The sequence below is a fragment of the Clostridium sp. AF36-4 genome (genome assembly GCF_003435975.1).
Lineage (GTDB): Bacteria > Bacillota > Clostridia > Lachnospirales > Lachnospiraceae > Eubacterium_F.
The window spans coordinates 16,661-37,395 of record NZ_QTVH01000025.1 but is presented as its reverse complement, the minus strand read 5'-3'; the positions used below and the strand labels follow the sequence as shown (position 1 = coordinate 37,395).

The window sequence follows — 20,735 nt, the reverse complement described above, 5'->3', positions numbered from 1 at the left end:
AGAATAATCCATTACCCTCAAAAGAGGATAATTGGATTATACGTGACAGAATGATTGAATCAGCAGCAAATGCAAAATTTAAGCGCATCCAGAAACTGATGAAGCAGGCAAGGGCAAGAAAAAAAGAAGGTGTCTTTGTCGTAGAGGGATGGAAAATGGTGCGTGAGGCATTGCAGAGAGATTTGGTACAGGAATTGTACTGTGATGAAAAAGAAGAACAAGCATTAGCCAAAGAACTGGCAAAACTGCAAAAACGTCCGGCGATTGAGGTGCTTAAGACAGCGTTATTTAAGCAGATGTCAGACACCGTAAATCCACAGGGGGTTTTGGCGGTTATCACAATGCCGTCTTATGACAGGGAGCAAATGATTTCCTCGGATGAATGTAAGCTTCTCTGCCTCGAAAACATACAAGATCCCGGTAATCTGGGAACAATGTTTCGGACAGCAGAAGGGGCCGGTATGTCGGGTGTTGTTTTGTCGTCCGGCTGTGTAGATTTGTTTAATCCAAAAGTTGTGCGCTCGACGATGGGAGCAATGTTTCGTGTCCCATTTTATATCTGCGAGTCAATGAGCGAGGAGATGAAACAGCTGCAAAATCAGTCATTTCACTTTTATGCCGCTCATTTACAGGGCAAGAAAAACTTCCGCGAGGAAACGTATGATGGACGCATCGGCATCTTAATCGGCAACGAGGCAAATGGACTGAGTGATGAAGTCACCGCCCTCGCCGATAAAAAAGTAATCATTCCGATGGAGGGCGAACTGGAGTCGTTAAATGCAGCAGTGTCGGCTGCGTTGTTGATGTATGAGGTGCAGCGGAATAGGTAGCTATAGTTTCCGTAATTTAGTACAAAAAGTTTGTTCCTCATGGGCCGCTTTCGCTCGTTGAGTTGCGTAGCGGTATGGACACTGAAAATACCAGTGCCACATACCGACGCACTCAAAACCCATGAGCCCCAAAACTTTTTGTACTAAATTACTGGAAATTATAGAAAGCTAGCCGTAAATGCTAGGCGCGAAAGCATTCTGAATTGGTAAGCAACTTGTTTTGGGGCAACATTTAGATAGAGTACAGCGAGAGTTATTTCGCCTTCGGTTGCTTACACTATTGGTAGCAGAGGCATTTTGGAAGACTTATTCGGTACTCCGATAATTTATGAAGAAAAGATTTGTGTAAAGAGGTAGCAGCCAACTTATTTAGGATTCCGGTGATTTATGAAGAAAAGATTTGCGTAAAGAGGTAGCAGCCAACTTATTTAGCATTCCGGTAATTTATAAAGAAAAGATTTGTGCTAGGAGGTTACTGCCAACTTATTTAGGATTCCAGTAATTTATTCGAAAAGATTTGTATGGCGTGGGTACAAATGCGCAAGTATGAGACATGCGTAGTTTGCATGTCGATACTTCTGCGTATTTGTCTAGCGGGAGCGCCCACGCCATGCAAACTTTTCGAATAAATTACGGAAACTAAAAAAATGGCAGCGCCCACGCCACAAACAAAATGTGTTAAAATTTTGACAAAAACCTAATTTTTTAGTATGATAAGGAGAAACAGTGAATAAAATGAAAGGAAGGATTCGAGACGATGTTGACGATTTTTTGGCTTGTACTGGTAGCCATTATGTTGGTAATTGAGATTTTTACACTGGGTCTTACGACAATTTGGTTTAGTCTTGGTGGTGTAGCAGCGGCAATTGCAGCAGGACTTAACAGCCCTTTGTGGTTACAGATTGTTTTGTTTGCCGGCGTGTCGGTTGTGGTTATGGTTTTAGTTCGTCCGTTTGCTGTAAAAGTGCTTGATAAAAGTCGTGCCAAGACCAATATTGATGAACTGCCGGGGCAGAAAGCGGAAGTCATCGAAACAATTGATAATGCAAAGGGAAGTGGCACGGTACGTCTTCGTGGTGTCGAATGGATGGCACGCAGTGTAGATGACACGGTGATTGAAGAGGGAAAGGTGGTAACGATTCAATCGGTTTCCGGTGTCAAGTTACTGGTAAAAGAGTGATAAAAACAGCGCAAAAGCGCGGAATGGAGGCATGTTATGGGAAATGAAATGGAGATTAGCCTGGTACCAATTATTATTATTGCGATTGTAGTAATTATTCTTTGTGTACTGGCATCTTGTATTAAAATTGTGCCACAGGCACATGCGTTTATTGTTGAAAGACTGGGCGGCTATCAGTGTACATGGTCGGTTGGACTGCATTTTAAGGTTCCGATTATTGACAAGGTGGCAAGAAAAGTTCTGTTAAAAGAGCAGGTGATGGATTTCCCGCCACAGCCGGTAATTACAAAGGATAATGTAACGATGCAGATTGACACCGTTGTATTTTTCCAGATTACGGATCCGAAGCTTTTCACGTACGGGGTGGAAAGTCCGATTATGGCAATTGAAAATCTGACGGCGACTACACTTAGAAATATCATTGGTGATTTGGAATTAGACCAGACACTTACGTCACGTGAGACAATCAATACGCATATGCGTTCCAATCTGGATATTGCGACTGACCCGTGGGGAATCAAAGTAAACCGTGTGGAATTGAAAAACATCATTCCACCGAGAGAAATTCAGGACTCCATGGAGAAGCAGATGAAGGCGGAGCGTGAGAGACGTGAATCTATTCTTCGTGCGGAAGGTGAGAAAAAATCGACAGTTCTTGTAGCAGAAGGTAAAAAGGAGTCTGCGATTTTGGAAGCGGAAGCAGAAAAAGAAGCAGCAATCCTTCGTGCAGAAGCAAAGAAAGAAGCAATGATTCGCGAGGCAGAAGGTAAGGCTCAGGCGATTGCAGAAGTCCAGAAAGCGACAGCAGAAGGTCTGAAATACTTAAATGAAGCTGCACCGACGGAATCAGTTCTGACCTTGAAGAGTTTAGAAGCATTTGAAAAAGCAAGTGACGGCCAGGCAACCAAAATTATCATTCCATCGGAAATTCAGGGGATTGCAGGACTGGCAAAATCCGTGATTGAAACATGTAAAGAAAAATAAAACAGAGAAAAGAGTGAAAAAATGAATTTACAAGGAAGAAACTTTTTGACACTAAAGGATTTTACACCGGAAGAGATTCGCTATTTTCTGGATACAGCAAAAGAGTTGAAGGAAAAGAAGAAAAATCATGTTCCGATGAAAGAATTTGAGGGACGAAATATTGCCCTGATTTTTGAAAAAACAAGTACGAGAACACGCTGCTCGTTTGAAGTCGCAGCACATGATTTGGGAATGGGTGTGACATACTTAGATCCAAGTGGTTCCCAGATTGGCAAGAAAGAAAGTATTGCGGATACGGCACGCGTGCTTGGACGTATGTTTGACGGTATTGAGTACCGTGGCTTTGGACAGGAAATTGTTGAAGAACTGGCAGAGTATGCCGGTGTGCCGGTTTGGAACGGATTGACGAATGAATATCATCCGACCCAGATGCTTGCTGATCTTCTTACCATTGAGGAGCAGTTTGGACATTTGGAAGGAATCCGTCTGACTTATATGGGAGATGCCCGTTATAACATGGGAAATTCTCTGATGATTGCGTGCAGCAAGATGGGAATGCATTTTACTGCCTGTGCACCAAAAGAATATTTTCCAAATAAAGAACTGGTCGCCTTGTGTGAAGAATATGCAAAGACGAGCGGTGGCAGCATTACTCTCACAGAAGATGTAAAAGAGGGGACCAAAGATGCAGATGTTCTTTATACCGACGTATGGGTTTCTATGGGGGAGCCGGATGAAGTCTGGAAAGAGAGAATTGAGGCATTAAGCCCTTATCAGATTAACAAAGCGGCAATGGATAATGCAAAGGACACCGCAGTGTTTATGCATTGTCTGCCGGCATTCCATGATTTGAAAACGAAGATTGGAAAAGAAATCTATGAAAAATATGGATTGACGGAAATGGAAGTAACAGATGAAGTGTTTGAAAAATATGCTGACGTGGTATTTCGCGAGGCAGAAAACCGCATGCACACAATTAAAGCGGTTATGTATGTGACACTTCCGAGGTAAAGCAACGAAAGGAGCCAATATGAGCAATAACTTAAACGCCGGATATCGAAATGAGTGGTTACATAAGATGGCATCGGTGTGTGAAGCGAGCAGCACCATTGACTCTACTCTTTATGAAAAATATGAAGTAAAGCGCGGACTCCGTGATTTGAATGGACGTGGTGTATTGACTGGCCTCACAGAAATTTCAGAGATTCAATCAACAAAAATTTCCGATGGGGTACAAGTTCCCTGCGATGGTAAATTATTTTATCAAGGCATTGATATTGAGGAAATCGTGGATGGGTTTCTATCTGAAAAACGGTTTGGATATGAGGAAGTTGTGTATCTTCTGATTTTTGGAAAACTGCCGAATGAATCTGAACTGGAAGAACTCAAGGACATGTTAGCCAATTATCGTCAAAGCCTGCCAACCAGCTTTGTACGTGATATTATTATGAAAGCACCAAGTGTTGACCTTATGAATACACTTGGACGAAGCGTTCTTACGTTATATTCCTATGACGACAGAGCAGACGATATTACTACGGAAAATGTGTTGCGCCAGTGCTTGCAGTTAGTAGCACTGTTTCCGATGTTTGCGGTATATGGTTATCAGGCGGCATGCTATTTTCATGAAGGAACGAGTTTCTTCCTGCACCCGCCAAAAGCGGAGTATTCCACCGCAGAAAATATTCTGCATATGCTTCGTCCAAATAGTAAATTTTCACCGTTAGAGGCAAAGATTTTGGACATTGCCCTTGTGCTTCATGCGGAGCATGGCGGTGGTAATAACTCGACATTTACGGACCATGTAGTAACTTCATCCGGAACCGATACCTATGCGGCAATTTCGGCAGCACTTGGTTCGCTGAAAGGACCAAGACATGGTGGAGCGAATAAAAAAGTATCGCAGATGTTTGACGATATGAAACAGAAAGTCAAAAACTGGGAAGATGAGGATGAAGTAGAATCGTATTTGATTGCCCTTCTGAATCAGCAGGCATTTGACCGTGCCGGTTTGATTTACGGTATGGGACACGCGGTGTACTCAATTTCTGACCCGCGTGCGAGAACGTTCCGCAAATTTGTCCAGAAACTTGCCGATGAAAAGGGGCTTCAGAAAGAATTTGCCCTTTACAATCTGGTCGAAAAACTGGCACCAAAAGTGATTGCGAATGAGCGTCATATTTATAAAGGTGTTAGTGCCAATATTGATTTTTACAGCGGACTTGTATATAGCATGCTGGGGATTCCGCATGAGCTCTATACGCCGATTTTCGCAATTGGACGTATCGCCGGCTGGAGCGCACACCGTTTAGAGGAACTTGTCAATGCCGGGAAAATCATTCGTCCGGCTTATAAAGCGGTGGCAAAACACAAACCATATACACCGTTAAGTGAACGGGATTAGGAGGTTTTCCATGCAGGAAGAACAGATTTTGTGCGCGTGCAGTGCCTATGAGCAGAAATATTATTTAAATCCGCGTTATGCATCGCTTCCATCTGCGATTCAGGATGAACTGCAGATTATGGCGGTGACGATGACGGAAGATGTCGGCGGTGTATTTACCATGGAATTTGATGAAGATGGCTCCCTTTATATGTCTACGACGGCAAAGGAAAATGATTTCTTCTATGATGAAATCGGAAGCCATTTGAAAATCAAACAATACCGTGTAAAATACGCAGAACTTTTAGAAAATTTAGAGACTTACTATAAAACATTTTTTATTGACGGAGTGAACGAATGAAATCATTTACTCTGAATGGGGGCTATTATGTTACTGGCGATTGATATCGGAAATACAAATTTGACATTTGGACTTTTTCAAGGAGAAAAAATTCTGCATAAGTTTCGGCTGACAACCAGTCTGCCGAGAACTTCCGATGAGTTTGGTGTCCAGATCGTGGAGCAGTTATCCCACAAAGATGTCTCCGCGGACGACGTTGAGGATGTCATTATCTGCTCTGTTGTGCCAAAGATTATGTATTCTCTGACAAGCGGTGTAAAGAAATATCTTGGCTGTGATCCGATGATTGTGGGAAATGGAACAAAATCGGGTATCCGCATTGCAACGACGAATCCGATGGAAATCGGAGCAGACCGTGTGGTCGATGCGGTCGGTGCTTACTTTTTGTATGGCGGGCCGGTGTTTGTCATTGATTACGGTACGGCTACGACATATGATTTGGTGACGGAAGACGGTGCGTTTGTCGCAGGTGTGACAGCACCCGGTATAAGAATCAGTGCGAAAGCACTTTGGAGCAATGCGGCGAAACTTCCGGAAATTGAAATTATAAAACCGGAGTCGATTATGGCGAAAACCACGATTACAAGTATGCAGGCAGGTCTTGTGTATGGAACGATTGGACAGGCGGAATATATCATTGATAAGTTCCGTGAGGAATCGGGTTACCAGAATATGAAAGTTGTGGCAACCGGCGGGCTTGGACGCATTATTTCAGAGGGCACCGATAAGATTGATATTTATGATTCAGAGCTGACCTTACAGGGCATGCGTCTGATTTATGAGAGGACGAAAAAGAGTGAAGATGGGAAGTAACAAACTGAAAATCGGCAATGTAAGCTTAGATGGCAATATTGTATTAGCACCAATGGCAGGGGTTACGGACCTGCCATTTCGTCTGCTTTGCAAAGAGCAGGGAGCGGATTTAATCTGCACGGAAATGGTGAGTGCAAAAGGCATTTTTTATAATAATAAAAATACCGAGGACTTGCTTCGGATTGATGACAGGGAACGCCCGGTATCGCTGCAGTTATTTGGCTCAGACCCGGATATTATCAGTGAGATGGCAAAGAAAATCGAGCATCGGAATTTCGATATTTTAGATATCAATATGGGATGCCCTGTGCCAAAGGTTGTGAATAATGGCGAGGGTTCTGCTCTCCTTAAAAACATTCCGCTTGCGGCAAAAATTATTGAGAAAACGGTAAAAGCGATTGACAAACCGGTGACGGTAAAGTTTCGCAAAGGATTTGGTGCGGACGAAGTGCAGGCAATCGAGATGGCAAAGGCGGCGGAAGCAGCAGGCGCAGCGGCTGTGGCAGTACATGGCAGAACGAGGGAACAGTATTACAGCGGAAAGGCTGACTGGGAAATAATTGCCAAAGTGAAAGATACGGTGTCAATTCCGGTCATTGGAAATGGAGATATTTTTACGCCGGAAGATGCGAAAAATATGATGGAGCAGACAAATTGTGACGGTGTGATGATTGGCCGCGGGGCGCAGGGAAATCCGTGGATTTTTCATCAGATTAAGACATATTTAGAAACCGGAATGGTACCGGAAAAACCACCTTTTTCCGAAGTGTGCCGGATGATTCTGCGCCATGCCAAAATGCAGATTGAGTGGAAAGGCGAAAAACGCGGTATGCGGGAGATGCGGAGCCATGCGGCGTGGTACACCGCAGGTTACCCACATTCGGCTTCTCTGCGTCGTGCGATGAACACGGTGGAGACGTATGAGCAGTTAGAGGAATTGTTTTCCATTTAACAGAAAAATCACAACTTTATGTCCGAATTATCAAAGTATGAACACAGGCTGTTCATACTTTTTCTTTTAGATTAAAGGTAGAAAATGTAAAGAATACGATGAGCAGTATGACAAGTTCCATGAACGACATGATTGATACCGTTTCCATTGCGATTGCGTTTATCGCCGGCATTTCCCTTTTAGTAGGCGGAATCGGCGTTATGAATATTATGCTTGTTTCCATTACCGAGCGTACCAGAGAAATTGGTACGCGCAAGGCGCTTGGCGCAAAGAACAGCTCCATCCGCCTGCAATTTATAATAGAAGCGGTTATCCTCTGCTTGCTGGGAGGCGTCTTTGGGATTATCTTAGGATTTATTCTCGGAGCCGTCGCCGCTTCCCTCCTAGGCTATGCGGCATCCGCTCCGGTGGCTGCTATCATTGGTTCCGTTGTATTTTCCATGATTATCGGCGTGTTCTTCGGTTATTATCCGGTGAACAAAGCGGCGAGACTCGACCCGATTGAAGCACTTCGCTATGAGTAGAAAATAGGAAATCATAAAAAAGAAAGTCATATTTACCTGTACCCGCAGGTAGATGTGGCTTTTTTGAAGTAAAAACCGACCAAATGTGGTATTCTTTTATCTAATAGTTGTAGTACTTAATTTCAAGGCCTTGGAAGAAAGGAACATACCATGGACAAAAAACTTGTGTTACAAGCGAAAAAGCACGACAAAGAAGCCTTTGTGAAACTGGTGGAGAATTATCAGGTGAGTATGTATAAGACCGCAATTGCTATTTTGCAAAATGACGAGGATGCGGCAGATGCCATACAGGAAACGATTCTTATCTGCTGGGAAAAAATAGGTTCTTTGCGAAATGCTAAATTTTTTAAAACGTGGATGACGCGGATTTTAATTCACCGGTGTTACGCGATTTACAATGAAAATAAGCGGACGGTTACGGCAGACAATTTTCCGGATGTCATGGACTGCTCGGATAAATACGGAGAAATCGAGTGGCAGGAAATGCTTGGTTTTCTAAATGAAAAGCAGCGGATTGTTGTGGAACTTTATTACGGGCAGCAGTTTAAAGTCCGGGAAATTGCGGGGGCACTGCAAATTGGACAAAGTGCAGTAAAAAGCAGGCTGCAGTCAGCGAGAAAGACTTTAGAGCAATTTTATGAGATTGGGAAAGAAGCATCACCTGACAGCGACGGACGCTTATGAATTGGAGGGATTTAGTATGGATAGATTTACAAAATGGCTTGGCAATATTCGGAGAACGGATGAGGTGCCGGATGCGGTAAAACAGACAATTTGTGATACATTGCAGAATCTGCCGGATGCACCAGAGAGAAAAATTGAAAACCGCACGTGGAAACATCTGGCGGTGGCAGCTTGTGTTGTTATTTTGATATGCGGCAGCGTGCTTGCAGTAAATCCGTCACTTGCGGCAAATCTTCCGATTCTTGGAACCATTTTCCAAAAGGTAGAGAAGGGAGTTATTTACTCCGGTGAGTATAAGGATGCGAAAAAGATTACACAGGAAAAGGAAAACCATTTAAGTGCACAAAGCCAAGGAATCAAACTGACAGCGTCGGAAGTTTACTGCGATGGATTTTCTGTGTATGTTACGATGAAAATGCAGGCAGAGCAGATGGATTTTTCAAAGGAAGGAAATGGAATCTGTGTGAAAGCACAGTATAGTTTTGGAAAACAGATGTCAAAAGAAGATTCCGACATTTTGATGGATGGAAAATGTGTTGACAAGCATGCGTTTATCGGAATGATGAAATTTGATAAAGAGGATGTCATTAAGAAAGACGGAACTCTTCGGATTCGGATTTTGACGGTTTATCTTCAGGATAAAGAGCAGTCTATCTGCGGTTCATGGAATTTTGAAATCCCGTATACGGTTTATAAAAAAGGGAGTAGAGAGATTGCAGTCAATAAAAAGCTAAACAGTCATTTGGCAGTAAAAAGTGTGTTTGTTTCCCCTTATCAGATTGTTGTGTTTACAAAGGAGAGCGGAGGCGTGCACAGCCAGATTGCATTGTTTGATCAGAACGGCGAGAAGATTTCTTTTGAAGAAGTTGGTGAGAAAAAAGGTCCATGGGAGCAGAAAATTTATGCAAGGAGAGGGCGTGTGATAACGAAATTGTATGGTTATGTCACAACGGCAGATAACCTCAAATTGTATCGCGCAAAAACAAGGAAAGAAGCAAAAAAACTTTCCAAGTATCAGTTTTGTGTGGATATTTTGTAGGGGAAATTAAGAAGTAAACTTGATAGAAAGTGAGGCAGCGAATGAAGAAAATAGGTATAGCAGTCATGATACTGGCGGTAATGGGAGTGGCGGTTACCGCAGGTGTTTTTGTCACAAGGCATCCAGAGACGACAAAAGTAGAACAGAAACACGAAAAGATAAAAAAGGAAGGAAAAGCGTATGCCGACAAATACCGGATGAACATATTGCTTGACACCAACAACAAGGTTCTTTCCGGAACGGTCCGTGCGAAACTAAAAAATGCGACCGATGATGATTTGAAGAGTATTTGCGTGCGCAACTGGGCAGCCGCTATTTTGCAGGAGAAAACGAACCAGAAAAAGAAAGCGTGCAAAACCGAGATAACCTCCGCAAGAATCGGAGGACATATTTTGCAGATTGATAAAAAAGAAGATGCGTCAGCTCTTTATTTATCCGATAAGAACCGGGTTTTAGCACCGGCCCGCGAGTGTGTAACTGTTGAATTTTCATTCCGCACCGAGATTCCAAAACAGAAAAACCGATTTGGCTATATCTCTTATGACGGGCATGAAATGTATCAGCTTTCGTTTTGTTTTCCCTGTATCTCTCGCTATCAAAAGGGGGCGTGGAACGAAAATCCTTATGTGGGTGACAACGATGAGACGTATGTGTATGAGGCAGCAGATTATGAAGTTACATTCCGGCATCCGAAAAAATACACGATTGCAGCAACCGGCACACAGCACTCTGTGCAGGATGGAACAACGATTACCGGCAAAAAGTTAAGAGAGTTTGCAGCGGTTTTGTCGGATGATTTTTGCCGGCTGGATGCGAAGACCGGCAGTACAACGATTTCAATTTTGGGACCAAATTATGAGAAAAATCAGAGCTATTACAAATATTCCATGCAGCTTGCGAAAGAGGCAGTCCGCATTTTTTCGGAAAAAATAGGTTCGTATCCGTTTTCACAGTTAAAAATCGTGCATTGCTTTATGAACAGCGCGATGGAATATCCGGGGCTTTGTATGATTGGCATGCCGGATGTGAAGGACTTTCGCAAAATTAACAAGAATTCTTACGGGGGACTGGAAGCGCATGTTCCGCATGAAATCGCTCACCAGTGGTTTTATGCTGCAATCGGCAACGACTCGTACAAGGAGCCGTGGCTTGACGAGGGCTTTTGTGAGTTCTGTGAAGACGTGTTATTCCCTTATTATGCAAATAAAAAATTACAGAAAAAACTGTGGAGCGACAAGTATTCCACCCGCAAAGACATGGACCGATGGTTCCGAAAAATCGTCATCCCCCAGTCCTCCCGCACCAAAGCAATCAACCGAAGCGTAAGCGATTATCAGGACAAGCCGGACGAATACTCAAACTCTGTTTACGAGGGCGGCAAACTATTCCTGTATGAACTGTGGAAAACAATGGGCGATAAAACATTCTTTCAAATGCTGCATAAATATTATCAGACATATCAATTTCAAATCGTAACAACAGACGACTTTTTGAAAATTGTGCGGTCGTATGGAACGGATAAGAAAGTTGAAAGAATAATAGGGAGATACATAGAAGAAAAGTAAATATGGAAAAGGTATTTGTTGAAAATCTTTTCAGTATTCCAGTAATTTAATAAAACAGCTTTGTGAACCCGTGGGTTTTGAGTACGTCGGTATGAGGTACTGGTAGTTTCAGTGCCCATACCGCTACGTACTCAACGAACGAAAGTGCCCTCGGGACATAAAGCTGTTTTATTCAATTACGGAAAATGAAAAATCCCAACAAACCCTTTCTGCATCAAAGTTGATTTTTTCCTCCAAAATGAGTATACTTACGTTATAAACATGAGAAACCATATCTCAAACCAAGGAGGATGCCAAATGAAAATCAAGAGAATTGCACACCGCGGTTTCAGTTCGGAGGCGCCGGAAAACACGCAGGCGTCATTTGCAATGGCGGTAGAAGGGGATTTTTATGGCGTGGAATGTGATATCTGGAAATCAAAAGATGGCGTTTACGTTGTCAGCCACGATGGACATTTGCGCAGGATGTGCGGAATTGATCGCTGGATTCCCCAGATGACTTTTGAGGAAATAATCAGCTATCCGGTGACAGCGGGGAAAAAGAGAGAGGAGCATCCCCTGCAGCATTTGATTTCTTTTTCACAGTATTTGTCCATTATGGCGCGGAGTGAAACGATTCACCCAATTGTGGAATTGAAGATGGATTATACAACTGTAGAACTAAGAGAAATCGTTGATTTGGTGAAACAAAAGGGACTTCTTGAGCGAACGGTTTTTATCAGTATGCACCTTTTGGCACTATTACGTTTGAAAGATATCGGAATCCCGGCGTCAAGGCTTCAGTACGTTTATGGGGCGGTTGGCGGCAATAAGTGGACGAAAGTTTCGGACGAGCTGATTGCATGGCTTACCGAAAATGAGATTTCACTCGATTCACGTTACACGCTTGTTTCCAAAGAAGATGTGGAAAAACTTCACAAGGCGGGGCTTTTTGTCAATGTCTGGACGGTGAACAAAGAGGAAGAAATGAAGCGTCTCTTGGATGAAGTTGGTGTGGATATGGTAACGACAGAATATTATTTTGAATGATTGGAGGGTGATTATGAGTTTATTAAAACAGTTGAAATGGAATTTGATTTTGCTCGCAGTAATTTTTATTGCACTTGGTATTGTCTTGATTCTATGGCCGGGGGCAACGATGAAAACGATTTGCTATCTGCTGGCGGCGATGCTTTTGGCAATAGGAGTGGTTTCTCTTATTAATTATCTTCGAAAAGACATCAGTGGAATTATTTACCGCTATGACCTTGTCGTTGGTTTGTGTGCAATCCTTGGCGGGATTCTCGTGATTGTGAAAGTGGACAAACTGACGGATTTGATTCCGGCGGTGCTTGGTTTTTTGGTAACGATGAGCGGTATTATGAAAATGCAGAATTCGGTCGATATGCTTCGCCTCGGACATGGTACGTGGCACGTGGCGTTTGCGATGGCAATTGTAAATATTGTTGCCGGGATTGTGCTTTTGATGAATCCATTTGAGGCAGCGCAGATTTTGATTATGTGTCTCGGAATTGCATTGGTCTACAGCGGTATCACGGACTTGTATGTGACGATTTCGATATCCAGAAGATTGAGCCGGTTAAAGACGGAAATCGTTGTGGCGGAGGACGATTCGGAAGAATAAAGAAATGAAAATGGAGGGAATTATGGCGCAGTATCATTCATTATCAAAGGAATTGCAGGAGCGGATTTTAGAGGACAGGGAGAAACATAAGAAAAATCCGTATGCATTTCCGGATGAGAAAATCGTGAGACGACGCATGGACCACGATAAGGCGAATTTGTGGCGTCCGGCATTTGTGCGGGATGTGGAGAAAATTATGCATGTGCCGTATTACAACCGTTATTCGGATAAGACGCAGGTATTTTCCTTTTACCAGAATGATGACATTTCAAGGCGTGCCCTGCACGTTCAGCTTGTGTCACGCATCGCAAGAAATATCGGCAGTGTGTTGGGACTCAATGAAAGTTTGATTGAAGCCATTTCGCTGGGACATGATATCGGTCATACGCCGTTTGGCCATGCCGGCGAGCGGATTCTGAGCAGTCTGTATCAGGAGCATACTGGCCGTTATTTTAATCATAATGTACATAGCGTCCGCGTGCTGGACGATATGGTAAACTGGAATATCAGTTTGCAGACCTTAGACGGAATTCTTTGCCACAATGGCGAATTGGAATTAAAAGAATACCGTCCATGCGAGATGTCTACCTTTGTAGAATACGATAAAAAGGTGGAAGCATGCTATGTCGATGAGAAGGCAATCGGCGAGTTGATTCCGTGTACGCTAGAGGGCTGTGTGATGCGTATCTGCGATATTATTGCCTATCTTGGCAAAGACAGACAGGACGCAATGCGCCTCAATTTGTTAAAAGAATCACCATTTACCGCCGGTGCGATTGGCACCAGCAACGGTGAAATTATCAATAATTTCAGTGTCAATATCATCGAAAACAGTTATGGCAAAGATTATTTGAAAATGGATGAGGAATATTTTGACGCTTTGCGGCAGGCGAAAAAAGAAAATTATGAAATGATTTATAACAATAAGTCGCTCAACGATTTATATGAAAATGAAATCCGCCCAATGTTTGGGGAATTGTATGAGGAACTTTTGCGCCAGGCAGAAAGCGGAGACAAGTCTTCTGTTTTTTACCGCCATCACATGGCATACATGGAGAAAAATAATTTTTATGTCAAATCCCATGTCAGAAAGCCGTATGCCGAGCAGGAGAAAAACCAGCTTGTCGTCGATTATCTTGCCAGCATGACGGATGATTATTTTATCGCACTTTACCATTATTTGTTCCCAAAAGGAAAGCATGATGTCAAATTTGTCGGGTATTTTGATTTGTAGGAGTTTTCATTGACCCCATAGGATGTTTCGTGATAAAATGTGTTAGATGCTAGGGGTAAAAGGTACAAAAGGCGTTCGTGCCCGCACGAAAAGGCTTTTACACAATATTATTAGAATCAAATGAAGAAGGAGGAAACTAATTTTGAATAAGGAATTAGTCATCGTATTGGACTTTGGCGGTCAGTACAACCAGTTAGTTGCGCGCAGAGTTCGTGAATGCAATGTATATTGTGAAATTTATTCGTATAAAACGGATTTAGCAAAAATAAAGGAAATGAATCCAAAGGGCATTATTTTGACCGGCGGACCAAACAGCTGCTATGAGGATGGTGCTCCTTCTTATGACAAAGCATTATTTGAAATGGGTATTCCGGTACTCGGTCTTTGCTACGGCGCTCAGTTGATGATGCACGTGCTTGGTGGAACGGTGGAGAAAGCACCGGTTCGTGAGTACGGAAAAACCAACGTTCATGTAAATACCAATTCAGCATTGTTTACGGATGTCAGCGAAGACACCGTATGCTGGATGAGCCATTTTGATTATATTTCCAAGGTGGCACCGGGATTTGATATCTGTGCACATACGGCAGATTGTCCGGTGGCAGCCGCTGAAAATCCATCGGAGAAACTGTACGCCATTCAGTTCCATCCGGAAGTGCTTCACACCAAAGAGGGAACGAAAATGCTTTCCAACTTTGTTTATAATGTATGTCATTGTTCCGGTGACTGGCGCATGGATTCATTTGTTGAGCATCAGATTAAGGCAATCCGTGAGAAAGTCGGCAGCGGCCGCGTGCTCTGCGCTCTTTCCGGCGGTGTTGACAGCTCGGTTGCAGCCGTGCTTCTTTCCAGAGCCATCGGCGACCAGCTCACCTGCGTCTTTGTAGACCAGGGACTTCTCCGTAAAAATGAAGGCGATGAAGTGGAAGCGGTATTCGGTCCGGACGGCGACTATGATTTGAATTTCATCCGCGTCAATGCGCAGGATCGTTTTTATGAAAAATTAGCCGGTGTCGAAGAACCGGAGAAGAAGAGAAAAATTATCGGCGAAGAATTTATTCGCGTTTTCGAACAGGAAGCGAAAAAAGTAGGAGCTGTTGATTTTCTCGTGCAGGGAACCATTTACCCGGATGTTGTAGAGAGCGGCTTAGGCGGTGAATCCGCTGTCATCAAGAGCCACCACAATGTCGGAGGTCTCCCGGATTACGTTGATTTCAAAGAAATCATCGAGCCTCTCCGTGACCTTTTCAAAGATGAGGTCCGCAAGGTCGGTCTCGAACTCGGCATTCCGGAATACCTTGTATTCCGTCAGCCATTCCCAGGTCCGGGTCTCGGAATTCGTATTATCGGTGAGGTGACCGCTGAAAAAGTCCGCATCGTGCAGGATGCAGATGCGATTTACCGTGAAGAAATTGCAAAAGCCGGTCTCGACCGCGACATCAACCAGTATTTTGCCGCCCTCACAAACATGCGCAGCGTCGGCGTTATGGGCGATGAGAGAACGTACGATTATGCCGTTGCGCTTCGTGCCGTGAAGACCATTGATTTTATGACTGCAGAAAGCGCAGATATTCCGTTTGAGGTGCTGCAGACAGTAATGACGAGAATCATAAATGAGGTTAAGGGAGTTAACCGGGTATTCTATGATTTGACTAGTAAGCCGCCTGGAACGATTGAGTTTGAATAGGAAGAAAATAGCGGGAAGCCCTGTAAATAGGGGCTTCCTGATTTTGATGTAAGCAGAATGTAAGCAAAATTGTTGAGTAATTTTGGATAATATTCTGCTTAGTGTATATTAAATTGCAAAGGGGATTATGCGAAATGAAGATTGATTTATCAATGGTTGATATTTTTGAAGACAGTGAATTGGAATTAGATAAAAAAATTACATTTATTTTTGGAAAAAACGGAACTGGAAAATCGACGTTTACAGAGGAAATTAAAAAAATGACTTCAGATTACGAGGTTTCAGTCTTTCAGGGATTTAATAATATTATTGATGAAAATCATCGGTTGAATGCAGTTGTTTTAGGTGAAGAAAATATGGCTATTAATGCTAAAATAGAAGAAAAGAAAAAGGCGATTGAGTTAAAGGAGAAAGAAATTGCAAGGATTAATAAGAATTTATCTGAACCAGAAATAAAAGAAAATTCAAATTTCTGGACTAGAAGATGTATGGCACAAGAAAAATATAATGCAGCAGAGAAAAAACTTACTGATTTTTATACGCAATCTGCGTCAACTATCAAAAACAAGAAAAACCCGCAAGTTGCGAAAACATCATATAATAAAAGAAATTTTCAAAATGATATACCATCGGCGATATTATTACAGGATGAAGAAAAGAAAGAATTGATACAAATTATTAAGTCTGAGATTAAAATGGCGCCGGATATAGTATTTCCGCATGAAGATATGACACAGATTTTAGACGAAATAAATAGTATTTTGCAAAAGACAGTATCAGAGAGAGTGAAGGTAAAAAGAATAGATAATAATCCTGAAAAAAGAGAATTTGCTAAAAAAGGACTATTGTTACACCGTAAAGGAGAGGTTTGTGCTTTCTGTGGGAATAAAATAACAGACTATGTTTTTGAGGAACTAGAGAGTTATTTCTCAGCAGATGAGGTGAAAGAGTTTCAAATGGAAATTGTGAAAAAGATTGAAGAGATGGATTTGCTAACTCAAAATATTTCTGGAATTAAGGTGTCACTCACAGATTTCTATCCAAACTATGTAAAAGAAGCAATGGTAATGGAGGAAGAAATTGAAAAGCTAAAGAAATCCTATACACATTTTATTGATAAATTGAAGAATGCACTTGATGAAAAACAAAAGTATCTTTTCGAAGCTCGTAATCCAATATTGGATGAGGTTCCGGTGGGTTTTACAGATATCAAAAAAAGATACCAACAGCTTCAAGAAAAAAATAATGGAAATGATATAGAAACTAAGAAAGAAGAAGCAATTAAAAGAATACGTTATCATTATGTAAAACAGTTGATGGACGAATTTGATTATTCTGGTATAAAAACTACGTTAGATGTATTATTTGATGAAAAAAAGAAAAGAGAGAAAGAGTATGATGATGAGAGAAGCAAAATTTATGGTAGTGGCGGCTTAAAAGAAGACATAAACAACATTATGAAAGAGATAGTTGATTTGCAAAATCAAACTAAAAATGAGTCAATATTAGCGGATAACATTAATAAGAAATTGTTACATATGGTATCTTTTAAATTGGAACATTTTGAGGATGATGAATCTAAGGGGTTTTATAAGGTTAAAGATATTAATACAGAGGCTGTTAGAGATATTACAGAATTGTCAACAGGTGAAAAAAATGTAATTGCGTTCTTATACTTTCTTGAAAAGCTAAATGAAGTGAAAGATGACGCAGTTAATAAGCCTAGAGTAATAGTGTTTGATGATCCGATGAATTCAAATGATGATGGAATGCAATATTTAATAATAGAAGAATTACAAGCTCTGATGAAGAAGCTATTAGAAACGGATCATTTTATTCTATTAACACATAACAAGCATTTTTATCTTAATGTTAAACATAACCATAACTACAGAAGGGACAAATTTATTAGATTTCAGACTAATGGTGCGAAAACGCACATAATTTGTTTGGCAAAAGATGCGGAGGATTTTAAAACCAGTTATGAATCTTTGTGGACTGAACTTAGGATTTTATATGAATATGATCAAATATCAGAGAATATGCTGCTAAATCCTATTAGAAGAATTATTGAAACATTTACAAAGTTTAATGCACTAGACAAGACCACATTTTGTAATAAGGTGTCGGGGGCTAAAAAATTGTTTGATGTCAATTCCCATTCTATTGATGATATAGAGGCTGAATTAAATGGAAAAACTAAGCAAGAGATTATTCAGATGTTCTATGATTGTTTTGAAAAAAATGAATATGGAACACACTTTTTCAAATATTGGGGAAATGCCCATGTTGATGAAAATGGAAACCTAGTAATGTCAAGTGAAGAATCATAATTGAGAATGATTTCGTTTTGAAGTAAAAGAATTTTAATAAACCATAGCAAAATAGAAAAAAGCGGGAATCCTTGTTCTTGCATACAGGTGCTTCCCGTTTTTTTGTATCCTAATCACTTCTTTATCTCTTTCAATATCTTCACCCGTTCCGGGTCAGAATGGTTTTTCTTAAGCAAGGTTATATATTCAAATAATTCCTCGCGGGTCATATCATCCAATACAAAGAAGTCTGCGATAAGTTGATCGACTTTTGGTAAATCGGAATAATCAAATTTCGTAAAAATGGCTGATGTACGATTGGATAGGTAGGCTTTTTTTGAACGTTGATCGGACATGCCAACCAATTTGCCAACTTCTGGAAGTGATTTATCCTCTTCATTATAGGGATTCTCATTGCATATGGTGGCAAGAGGGATGTCTAATGTATTGGCAAAGCGTAAAGCGGTATCATAGCGTATGGGGGTGTCCCGACGGATGATAGAATAAATTGTTGGTGCTGGAACACCAGTGTTTCTGGAAAGAGTTTTTACGCTCATCTGCTTTTCGTCTAATATTTCTTTTAACACTTTTCCGTAGCCCATGTTGTATCTTCCTTTCAAAAAATATAATTCAATTTTATCATGAAACCTATGAAAAGAAAAGTAAAAATGAAAGAAAGTTATTTATTTTTTATGCAGTTAATTGGATGAATGAAAATAATACGCATAAAAAATGAATAATATTATTGACAAAGTACGCAACAGAGAATATAATGACATTATAGAACGCATAAATTATAAATAATCAGATTCAATATTTATGCGATAATACCAGGAAGGGAGGTGCTGATATGCAACAGATACATGAGGGAAAACCGTTGTACGTCGGAGTGGACACGGTAGCATATGACTTTGGTGTAAGTCGAGCAAAAGCCTATGCAATTATCAAGGATCTCAATATGGAATTGAAAAAAGAAAATCCAAGAGCCATTGTTGTGGCAGGAAAAGTCAACCGTATTTTTTATGAAGAATGTGCAGGAATTAGACGATAAGTTGCTGAAAAGATGCAAGGAGGTGGAGCGATTGGCGGTATTTCGAGATACATGGGATGGTTATAACGGAAAGGCGTGGCGTGTACAACTGCGTTATATCGACTGGCAGGGAAAAAAGAGACAGCATACCAAAAGAGGTTTTCGAAGTAAAAAGGAAGCGCAGGAGTATGAGCGTGAGTTTACAGCCAAAAAGAGCAGAGACATCAATATGGGATTTGCAACATTTGTAAATTTGTATTTGGAGGAAATAAAACCACAAATTCGGATTACTACATACGAAACAAAGATTCACATTGTGAAGACACATATTTTGCCGTATTTCTCGGAAAAGAATCTGTCTGAGATTGACGCAACGGATATTTTGAGATGGCAGAATGAAATGCTACAAAAGAGAGATGAGAATGGACGAGGCTACTCAAATACTTATTTGAGAACTGTAAACACGCAGTTGTCAGCAATCTTCAATCATGCAGTAAGATATTATGGCTTGGCGGAGAATCCATGTAAGCGGTGCAAAAAGATAGGAAAATCCAATGCAGGAGAAATGTTTTTTTGGACGAAGGATGAGTATTTGAGATTTGCCGAGGAAATGAAAACAAAACCGATTTCCTATTATGCGTTTGAAATCCTTTACTGGACAGGAGTCCGTGTTTCGGAATTGCTGGCACTTACTCCGGCGGACTTTGATTTTGAAAATCGGAAGATGGTGATCAATAAGCAGCTTCAGGTAGTTCATGGAGAAAAGAAAATAATGCCGCCGAAGACGGAAAAAGGAAACCGAATCATAGATCTGCCAGATTTTTTGTGTGATGAAATTGAAGATTTGCTGGGAATGCTTTATAAACCGGATAAGGACATGAGAATTTTCAATATCACCAAAAGTTATCTTCATCATGAAATGGATCGTGGAGCGAAGGCAAGTGGCGTAAAGCGAATTCGAATTCATGATTTAAGGCATAGTGCCTGTGCAGCGTTGATTGAACTTGGATTTTCGCCGGTTCAGATAGCAGAGAGGCTGGGGCATGAATCAGAAACAGTTACGATGCGGTATGCACATTTGTATCCATCGGTGCAAAAAGATATGGCTGATAGACTGAGTGCGATGCGAAAAGGAAGTGAAAATCATGGCAGATAAAATATACAGGAGAACAACACAGTCGTCCCATACATTGAAAAGTAACGATGGGAAAAAGGCAAGAAAACGAAATATTATTTTGAATTTTCGTGTAACAGAACAGGAAAAGAATTTGATTGAAAAAAGGATAGAACTGTCCGGACTAAAGAAATCAGATTACTTTATTGAAAGCTGTCTATATCAGAAAATTCTGGTAAAGGGTAACATTCGTACTTCGGATAAGATGAAGGAACAACTGGCAAGGATTGCAGATGCTTTGAAAGAATTCGAGGAAGAGGATTTTTCCGGCGTGTTATCTGGAGAGGATGTAATTGCTTTGAAAACAATACTTGAAATGCTTACGAAAACTGCTCAAAAGAAGGGAGGTGAAGGTTGAT

General features: G+C 41.3%; 20 protein-coding genes and 1 pseudogene. 20 read left to right on the top strand and 1 reads right to left on the bottom strand.

What is annotated here, in order from left to right; genetic code table 11:
• From DW005_RS11435 to DW005_RS11355, 17 genes and pseudogenes are all read left to right on the top strand, one after another.
• Nucleotides 1-830 (top strand): RNA methyltransferase (locus DW005_RS11435; protein WP_242989448.1); only part of this gene is annotated, 830 nt, incomplete at its 5' end.
• 757 nt (nucleotides 831-1,587) lie between these two features.
• The gene (locus tag DW005_RS11430) at nucleotides 1,588-2,010 is read left to right on the top strand and encodes an NfeD family protein (protein WP_022375778.1); all 423 of its coding nucleotides are present in this window, start codon (nucleotides 1,588-1,590) and stop codon (nucleotides 2,008-2,010) included.
• 36 nt (nucleotides 2,011-2,046) lie between these two features.
• The gene (locus DW005_RS11425; RefSeq protein ID WP_022375779.1) at nucleotides 2,047-2,994 is read left to right on the top strand and encodes an SPFH domain-containing protein; all 948 of its coding nucleotides are present in this window, start codon (nucleotides 2,047-2,049) and stop codon (nucleotides 2,992-2,994) included.
• Between the two features lie 21 nt (nucleotides 2,995-3,015).
• Nucleotides 3,016-4,005 carry an ornithine carbamoyltransferase gene (gene argF / locus DW005_RS11420; protein WP_117479557.1) on the top strand — a complete coding sequence of 330 codons (990 nt, stop codon included), beginning with the start codon at nucleotides 3,016-3,018 and terminating at the stop codon, nucleotides 4,003-4,005.
• A gap of 19 nt (nucleotides 4,006-4,024) precedes the next feature.
• Complete coding sequence (locus tag DW005_RS11415) at nucleotides 4,025-5,398, top strand: citrate/2-methylcitrate synthase (protein WP_022375781.1); 1,374 nt, start codon at nucleotides 4,025-4,027, stop codon at nucleotides 5,396-5,398.
• A gap of 10 nt (nucleotides 5,399-5,408) precedes the next feature.
• Entirely contained in the window at nucleotides 5,409-5,738 is a 330-nt protein-coding gene (locus tag DW005_RS11410; RefSeq protein ID WP_117479555.1) for a DUF6145 family protein, read from the top strand.
• 27 nt (nucleotides 5,739-5,765) lie between these two features.
• Nucleotides 5,766-6,551: a type III pantothenate kinase gene (locus tag DW005_RS11405; RefSeq protein WP_117479553.1), complete on the top strand. Its 786-nt coding sequence runs from the start codon at nucleotides 5,766-5,768 to the stop codon at nucleotides 6,549-6,551.
• Complete coding sequence (gene dusB, locus DW005_RS11400; RefSeq protein ID WP_117479551.1) at nucleotides 6,541-7,503, top strand: tRNA dihydrouridine synthase DusB; 963 nt, start codon at nucleotides 6,541-6,543, stop codon at nucleotides 7,501-7,503. Before DW005_RS11405 ends, dusB begins: the two co-directional genes overlap by 11 nt.
• Nucleotides 7,504-7,619: 116 nt before the next feature.
• A pseudogene (locus DW005_RS11395) lies at nucleotides 7,620-8,027 on the top strand (FtsX-like permease family protein); the annotation flags it as partial.
• A gap of 150 nt (nucleotides 8,028-8,177) precedes the next feature.
• The gene (locus DW005_RS11390) at nucleotides 8,178-8,711 is read left to right on the top strand and encodes a sigma-70 family RNA polymerase sigma factor (RefSeq protein ID WP_117479547.1); all 534 of its coding nucleotides are present in this window, start codon (nucleotides 8,178-8,180) and stop codon (nucleotides 8,709-8,711) included.
• Between the two features lie 16 nt (nucleotides 8,712-8,727).
• On the top strand, nucleotides 8,728-9,750 hold the full coding sequence (locus DW005_RS11385; protein ID WP_181975039.1) for a DUF4179 domain-containing protein: 1,023 nt from the start codon (nucleotides 8,728-8,730) through the stop codon (nucleotides 9,748-9,750).
• A 41-nt stretch (nucleotides 9,751-9,791) separates the two neighbouring features.
• On the top strand, nucleotides 9,792-11,315 hold the full coding sequence (locus DW005_RS11380) for a M1 family metallopeptidase (RefSeq protein ID WP_117479543.1): 1,524 nt from the start codon (nucleotides 9,792-9,794) through the stop codon (nucleotides 11,313-11,315).
• Between the two features lie 297 nt (nucleotides 11,316-11,612).
• On the top strand, nucleotides 11,613-12,344 hold the full coding sequence (locus tag DW005_RS11375; protein WP_022375791.1) for a glycerophosphodiester phosphodiesterase family protein: 732 nt from the start codon (nucleotides 11,613-11,615) through the stop codon (nucleotides 12,342-12,344).
• A 13-nt stretch (nucleotides 12,345-12,357) separates the two neighbouring features.
• Nucleotides 12,358-12,939: a DUF308 domain-containing protein gene (locus DW005_RS11370; RefSeq protein ID WP_117479539.1), complete on the top strand. Its 582-nt coding sequence runs from the start codon at nucleotides 12,358-12,360 to the stop codon at nucleotides 12,937-12,939.
• A 22-nt stretch (nucleotides 12,940-12,961) separates the two neighbouring features.
• On the top strand, nucleotides 12,962-14,173 hold the full coding sequence (locus DW005_RS11365; protein WP_117479561.1) for an HD domain-containing protein: 1,212 nt from the start codon (nucleotides 12,962-12,964) through the stop codon (nucleotides 14,171-14,173).
• Nucleotides 14,174-14,315: 142 nt separating this feature from the next.
• Entirely contained in the window at nucleotides 14,316-15,860 is a 1,545-nt protein-coding gene (guaA, locus tag DW005_RS11360) for a glutamine-hydrolyzing GMP synthase (RefSeq protein WP_117479538.1), read from the top strand.
• Between the two features lie 134 nt (nucleotides 15,861-15,994).
• Nucleotides 15,995-18,193 carry an AAA family ATPase gene (locus DW005_RS11355; protein WP_117479536.1) on the top strand — a complete coding sequence of 733 codons (2,199 nt, stop codon included), beginning with the start codon at nucleotides 15,995-15,997 and terminating at the stop codon, nucleotides 18,191-18,193.
• A 113-nt stretch (nucleotides 18,194-18,306) separates the two neighbouring features.
• On the opposite strand, the gene DW005_RS11350 is transcribed toward DW005_RS11355, so the two are convergent.
• Nucleotides 18,307-18,774 carry a helix-turn-helix transcriptional regulator gene (locus DW005_RS11350; RefSeq protein ID WP_117479534.1) on the bottom strand — a complete coding sequence of 156 codons (468 nt, stop codon included), beginning with the start codon at nucleotides 18,772-18,774 and terminating at the stop codon, nucleotides 18,307-18,309.
• A 248-nt stretch (nucleotides 18,775-19,022) separates the two neighbouring features.
• On the opposite strand from DW005_RS11350, the gene DW005_RS11345 reads away from it, so the two are divergent.
• Genes DW005_RS11345 through DW005_RS11335 form a run of 3 tightly spaced genes read left to right on the top strand, consistent with a single transcriptional unit; the run spans nucleotide 19,023 to nucleotide 20,734 of the window.
• A complete protein-coding gene (locus DW005_RS11345; RefSeq protein WP_117479533.1) occupies nucleotides 19,023-19,223 on the top strand; it encodes a hypothetical protein in 201 nt (66 codons plus the stop codon).
• A gap of 31 nt (nucleotides 19,224-19,254) precedes the next feature.
• Nucleotides 19,255-20,358 carry a site-specific integrase gene (locus DW005_RS11340; RefSeq protein ID WP_242989445.1) on the top strand — a complete coding sequence of 368 codons (1,104 nt, stop codon included), beginning with the start codon at nucleotides 19,255-19,257 and terminating at the stop codon, nucleotides 20,356-20,358.
• The gene (locus DW005_RS11335) at nucleotides 20,348-20,734 is read left to right on the top strand and encodes a hypothetical protein (RefSeq protein WP_117479528.1); all 387 of its coding nucleotides are present in this window, start codon (nucleotides 20,348-20,350) and stop codon (nucleotides 20,732-20,734) included. Before DW005_RS11340 ends, DW005_RS11335 begins: the two co-directional genes overlap by 11 nt.
• The last annotated feature ends 1 nt before the right edge of the window (nucleotide 20,735 follow it).

Bases quoted from the DNA above. Each gene is read 5' to 3' on its own strand.
- DW005_RS11350 (WP_117479534.1), bottom strand. From the start codon at position 18,774: ATGGGCTACGGAAAAGTGTTAAAAGAAATATTAGACGAAAAGCAGATG.
- DW005_RS11405 (WP_117479553.1), top strand. From the start codon at position 5,766: ATGTTACTGGCGATTGATATCGGAAATACAAATTTGACATTTGGACTT.
- DW005_RS11365 (WP_117479561.1), top strand. From the start codon at position 12,962: ATGGCGCAGTATCATTCATTATCAAAGGAATTGCAGGAGCGGATTTTA.
- DW005_RS11385 (WP_181975039.1), top strand. From the start codon at position 8,728: ATGGATAGATTTACAAAATGGCTTGGCAATATTCGGAGAACGGATGAG.
- dusB (WP_117479551.1), top strand. From the start codon at position 6,541: ATGGGAAGTAACAAACTGAAAATCGGCAATGTAAGCTTAGATGGCAAT.
- DW005_RS11430 (WP_022375778.1), top strand. From the start codon at position 1,588: ATGTTGACGATTTTTTGGCTTGTACTGGTAGCCATTATGTTGGTAATT.
- DW005_RS11335 (WP_117479528.1), top strand. From the start codon at position 20,348: ATGGCAGATAAAATATACAGGAGAACAACACAGTCGTCCCATACATTG.
- DW005_RS11425 (WP_022375779.1), top strand. From the start codon at position 2,047: ATGGGAAATGAAATGGAGATTAGCCTGGTACCAATTATTATTATTGCG.
- DW005_RS11355 (WP_117479536.1), top strand. From the start codon at position 15,995: ATGAAGATTGATTTATCAATGGTTGATATTTTTGAAGACAGTGAATTG.
- DW005_RS11370 (WP_117479539.1), top strand. From the start codon at position 12,358: ATGAGTTTATTAAAACAGTTGAAATGGAATTTGATTTTGCTCGCAGTA.
- argF (WP_117479557.1), top strand. From the start codon at position 3,016: ATGAATTTACAAGGAAGAAACTTTTTGACACTAAAGGATTTTACACCG.
- DW005_RS11390 (WP_117479547.1), top strand. From the start codon at position 8,178: ATGGACAAAAAACTTGTGTTACAAGCGAAAAAGCACGACAAAGAAGCC.
- DW005_RS11380 (WP_117479543.1), top strand. From the start codon at position 9,792: ATGAAGAAAATAGGTATAGCAGTCATGATACTGGCGGTAATGGGAGTG.
- DW005_RS11415 (WP_022375781.1), top strand. From the start codon at position 4,025: ATGAGCAATAACTTAAACGCCGGATATCGAAATGAGTGGTTACATAAG.
- DW005_RS11410 (WP_117479555.1), top strand. From the start codon at position 5,409: ATGCAGGAAGAACAGATTTTGTGCGCGTGCAGTGCCTATGAGCAGAAA.
- DW005_RS11345 (WP_117479533.1), top strand. From the start codon at position 19,023: ATGCAACAGATACATGAGGGAAAACCGTTGTACGTCGGAGTGGACACG.
- DW005_RS11375 (WP_022375791.1), top strand. From the start codon at position 11,613: ATGAAAATCAAGAGAATTGCACACCGCGGTTTCAGTTCGGAGGCGCCG.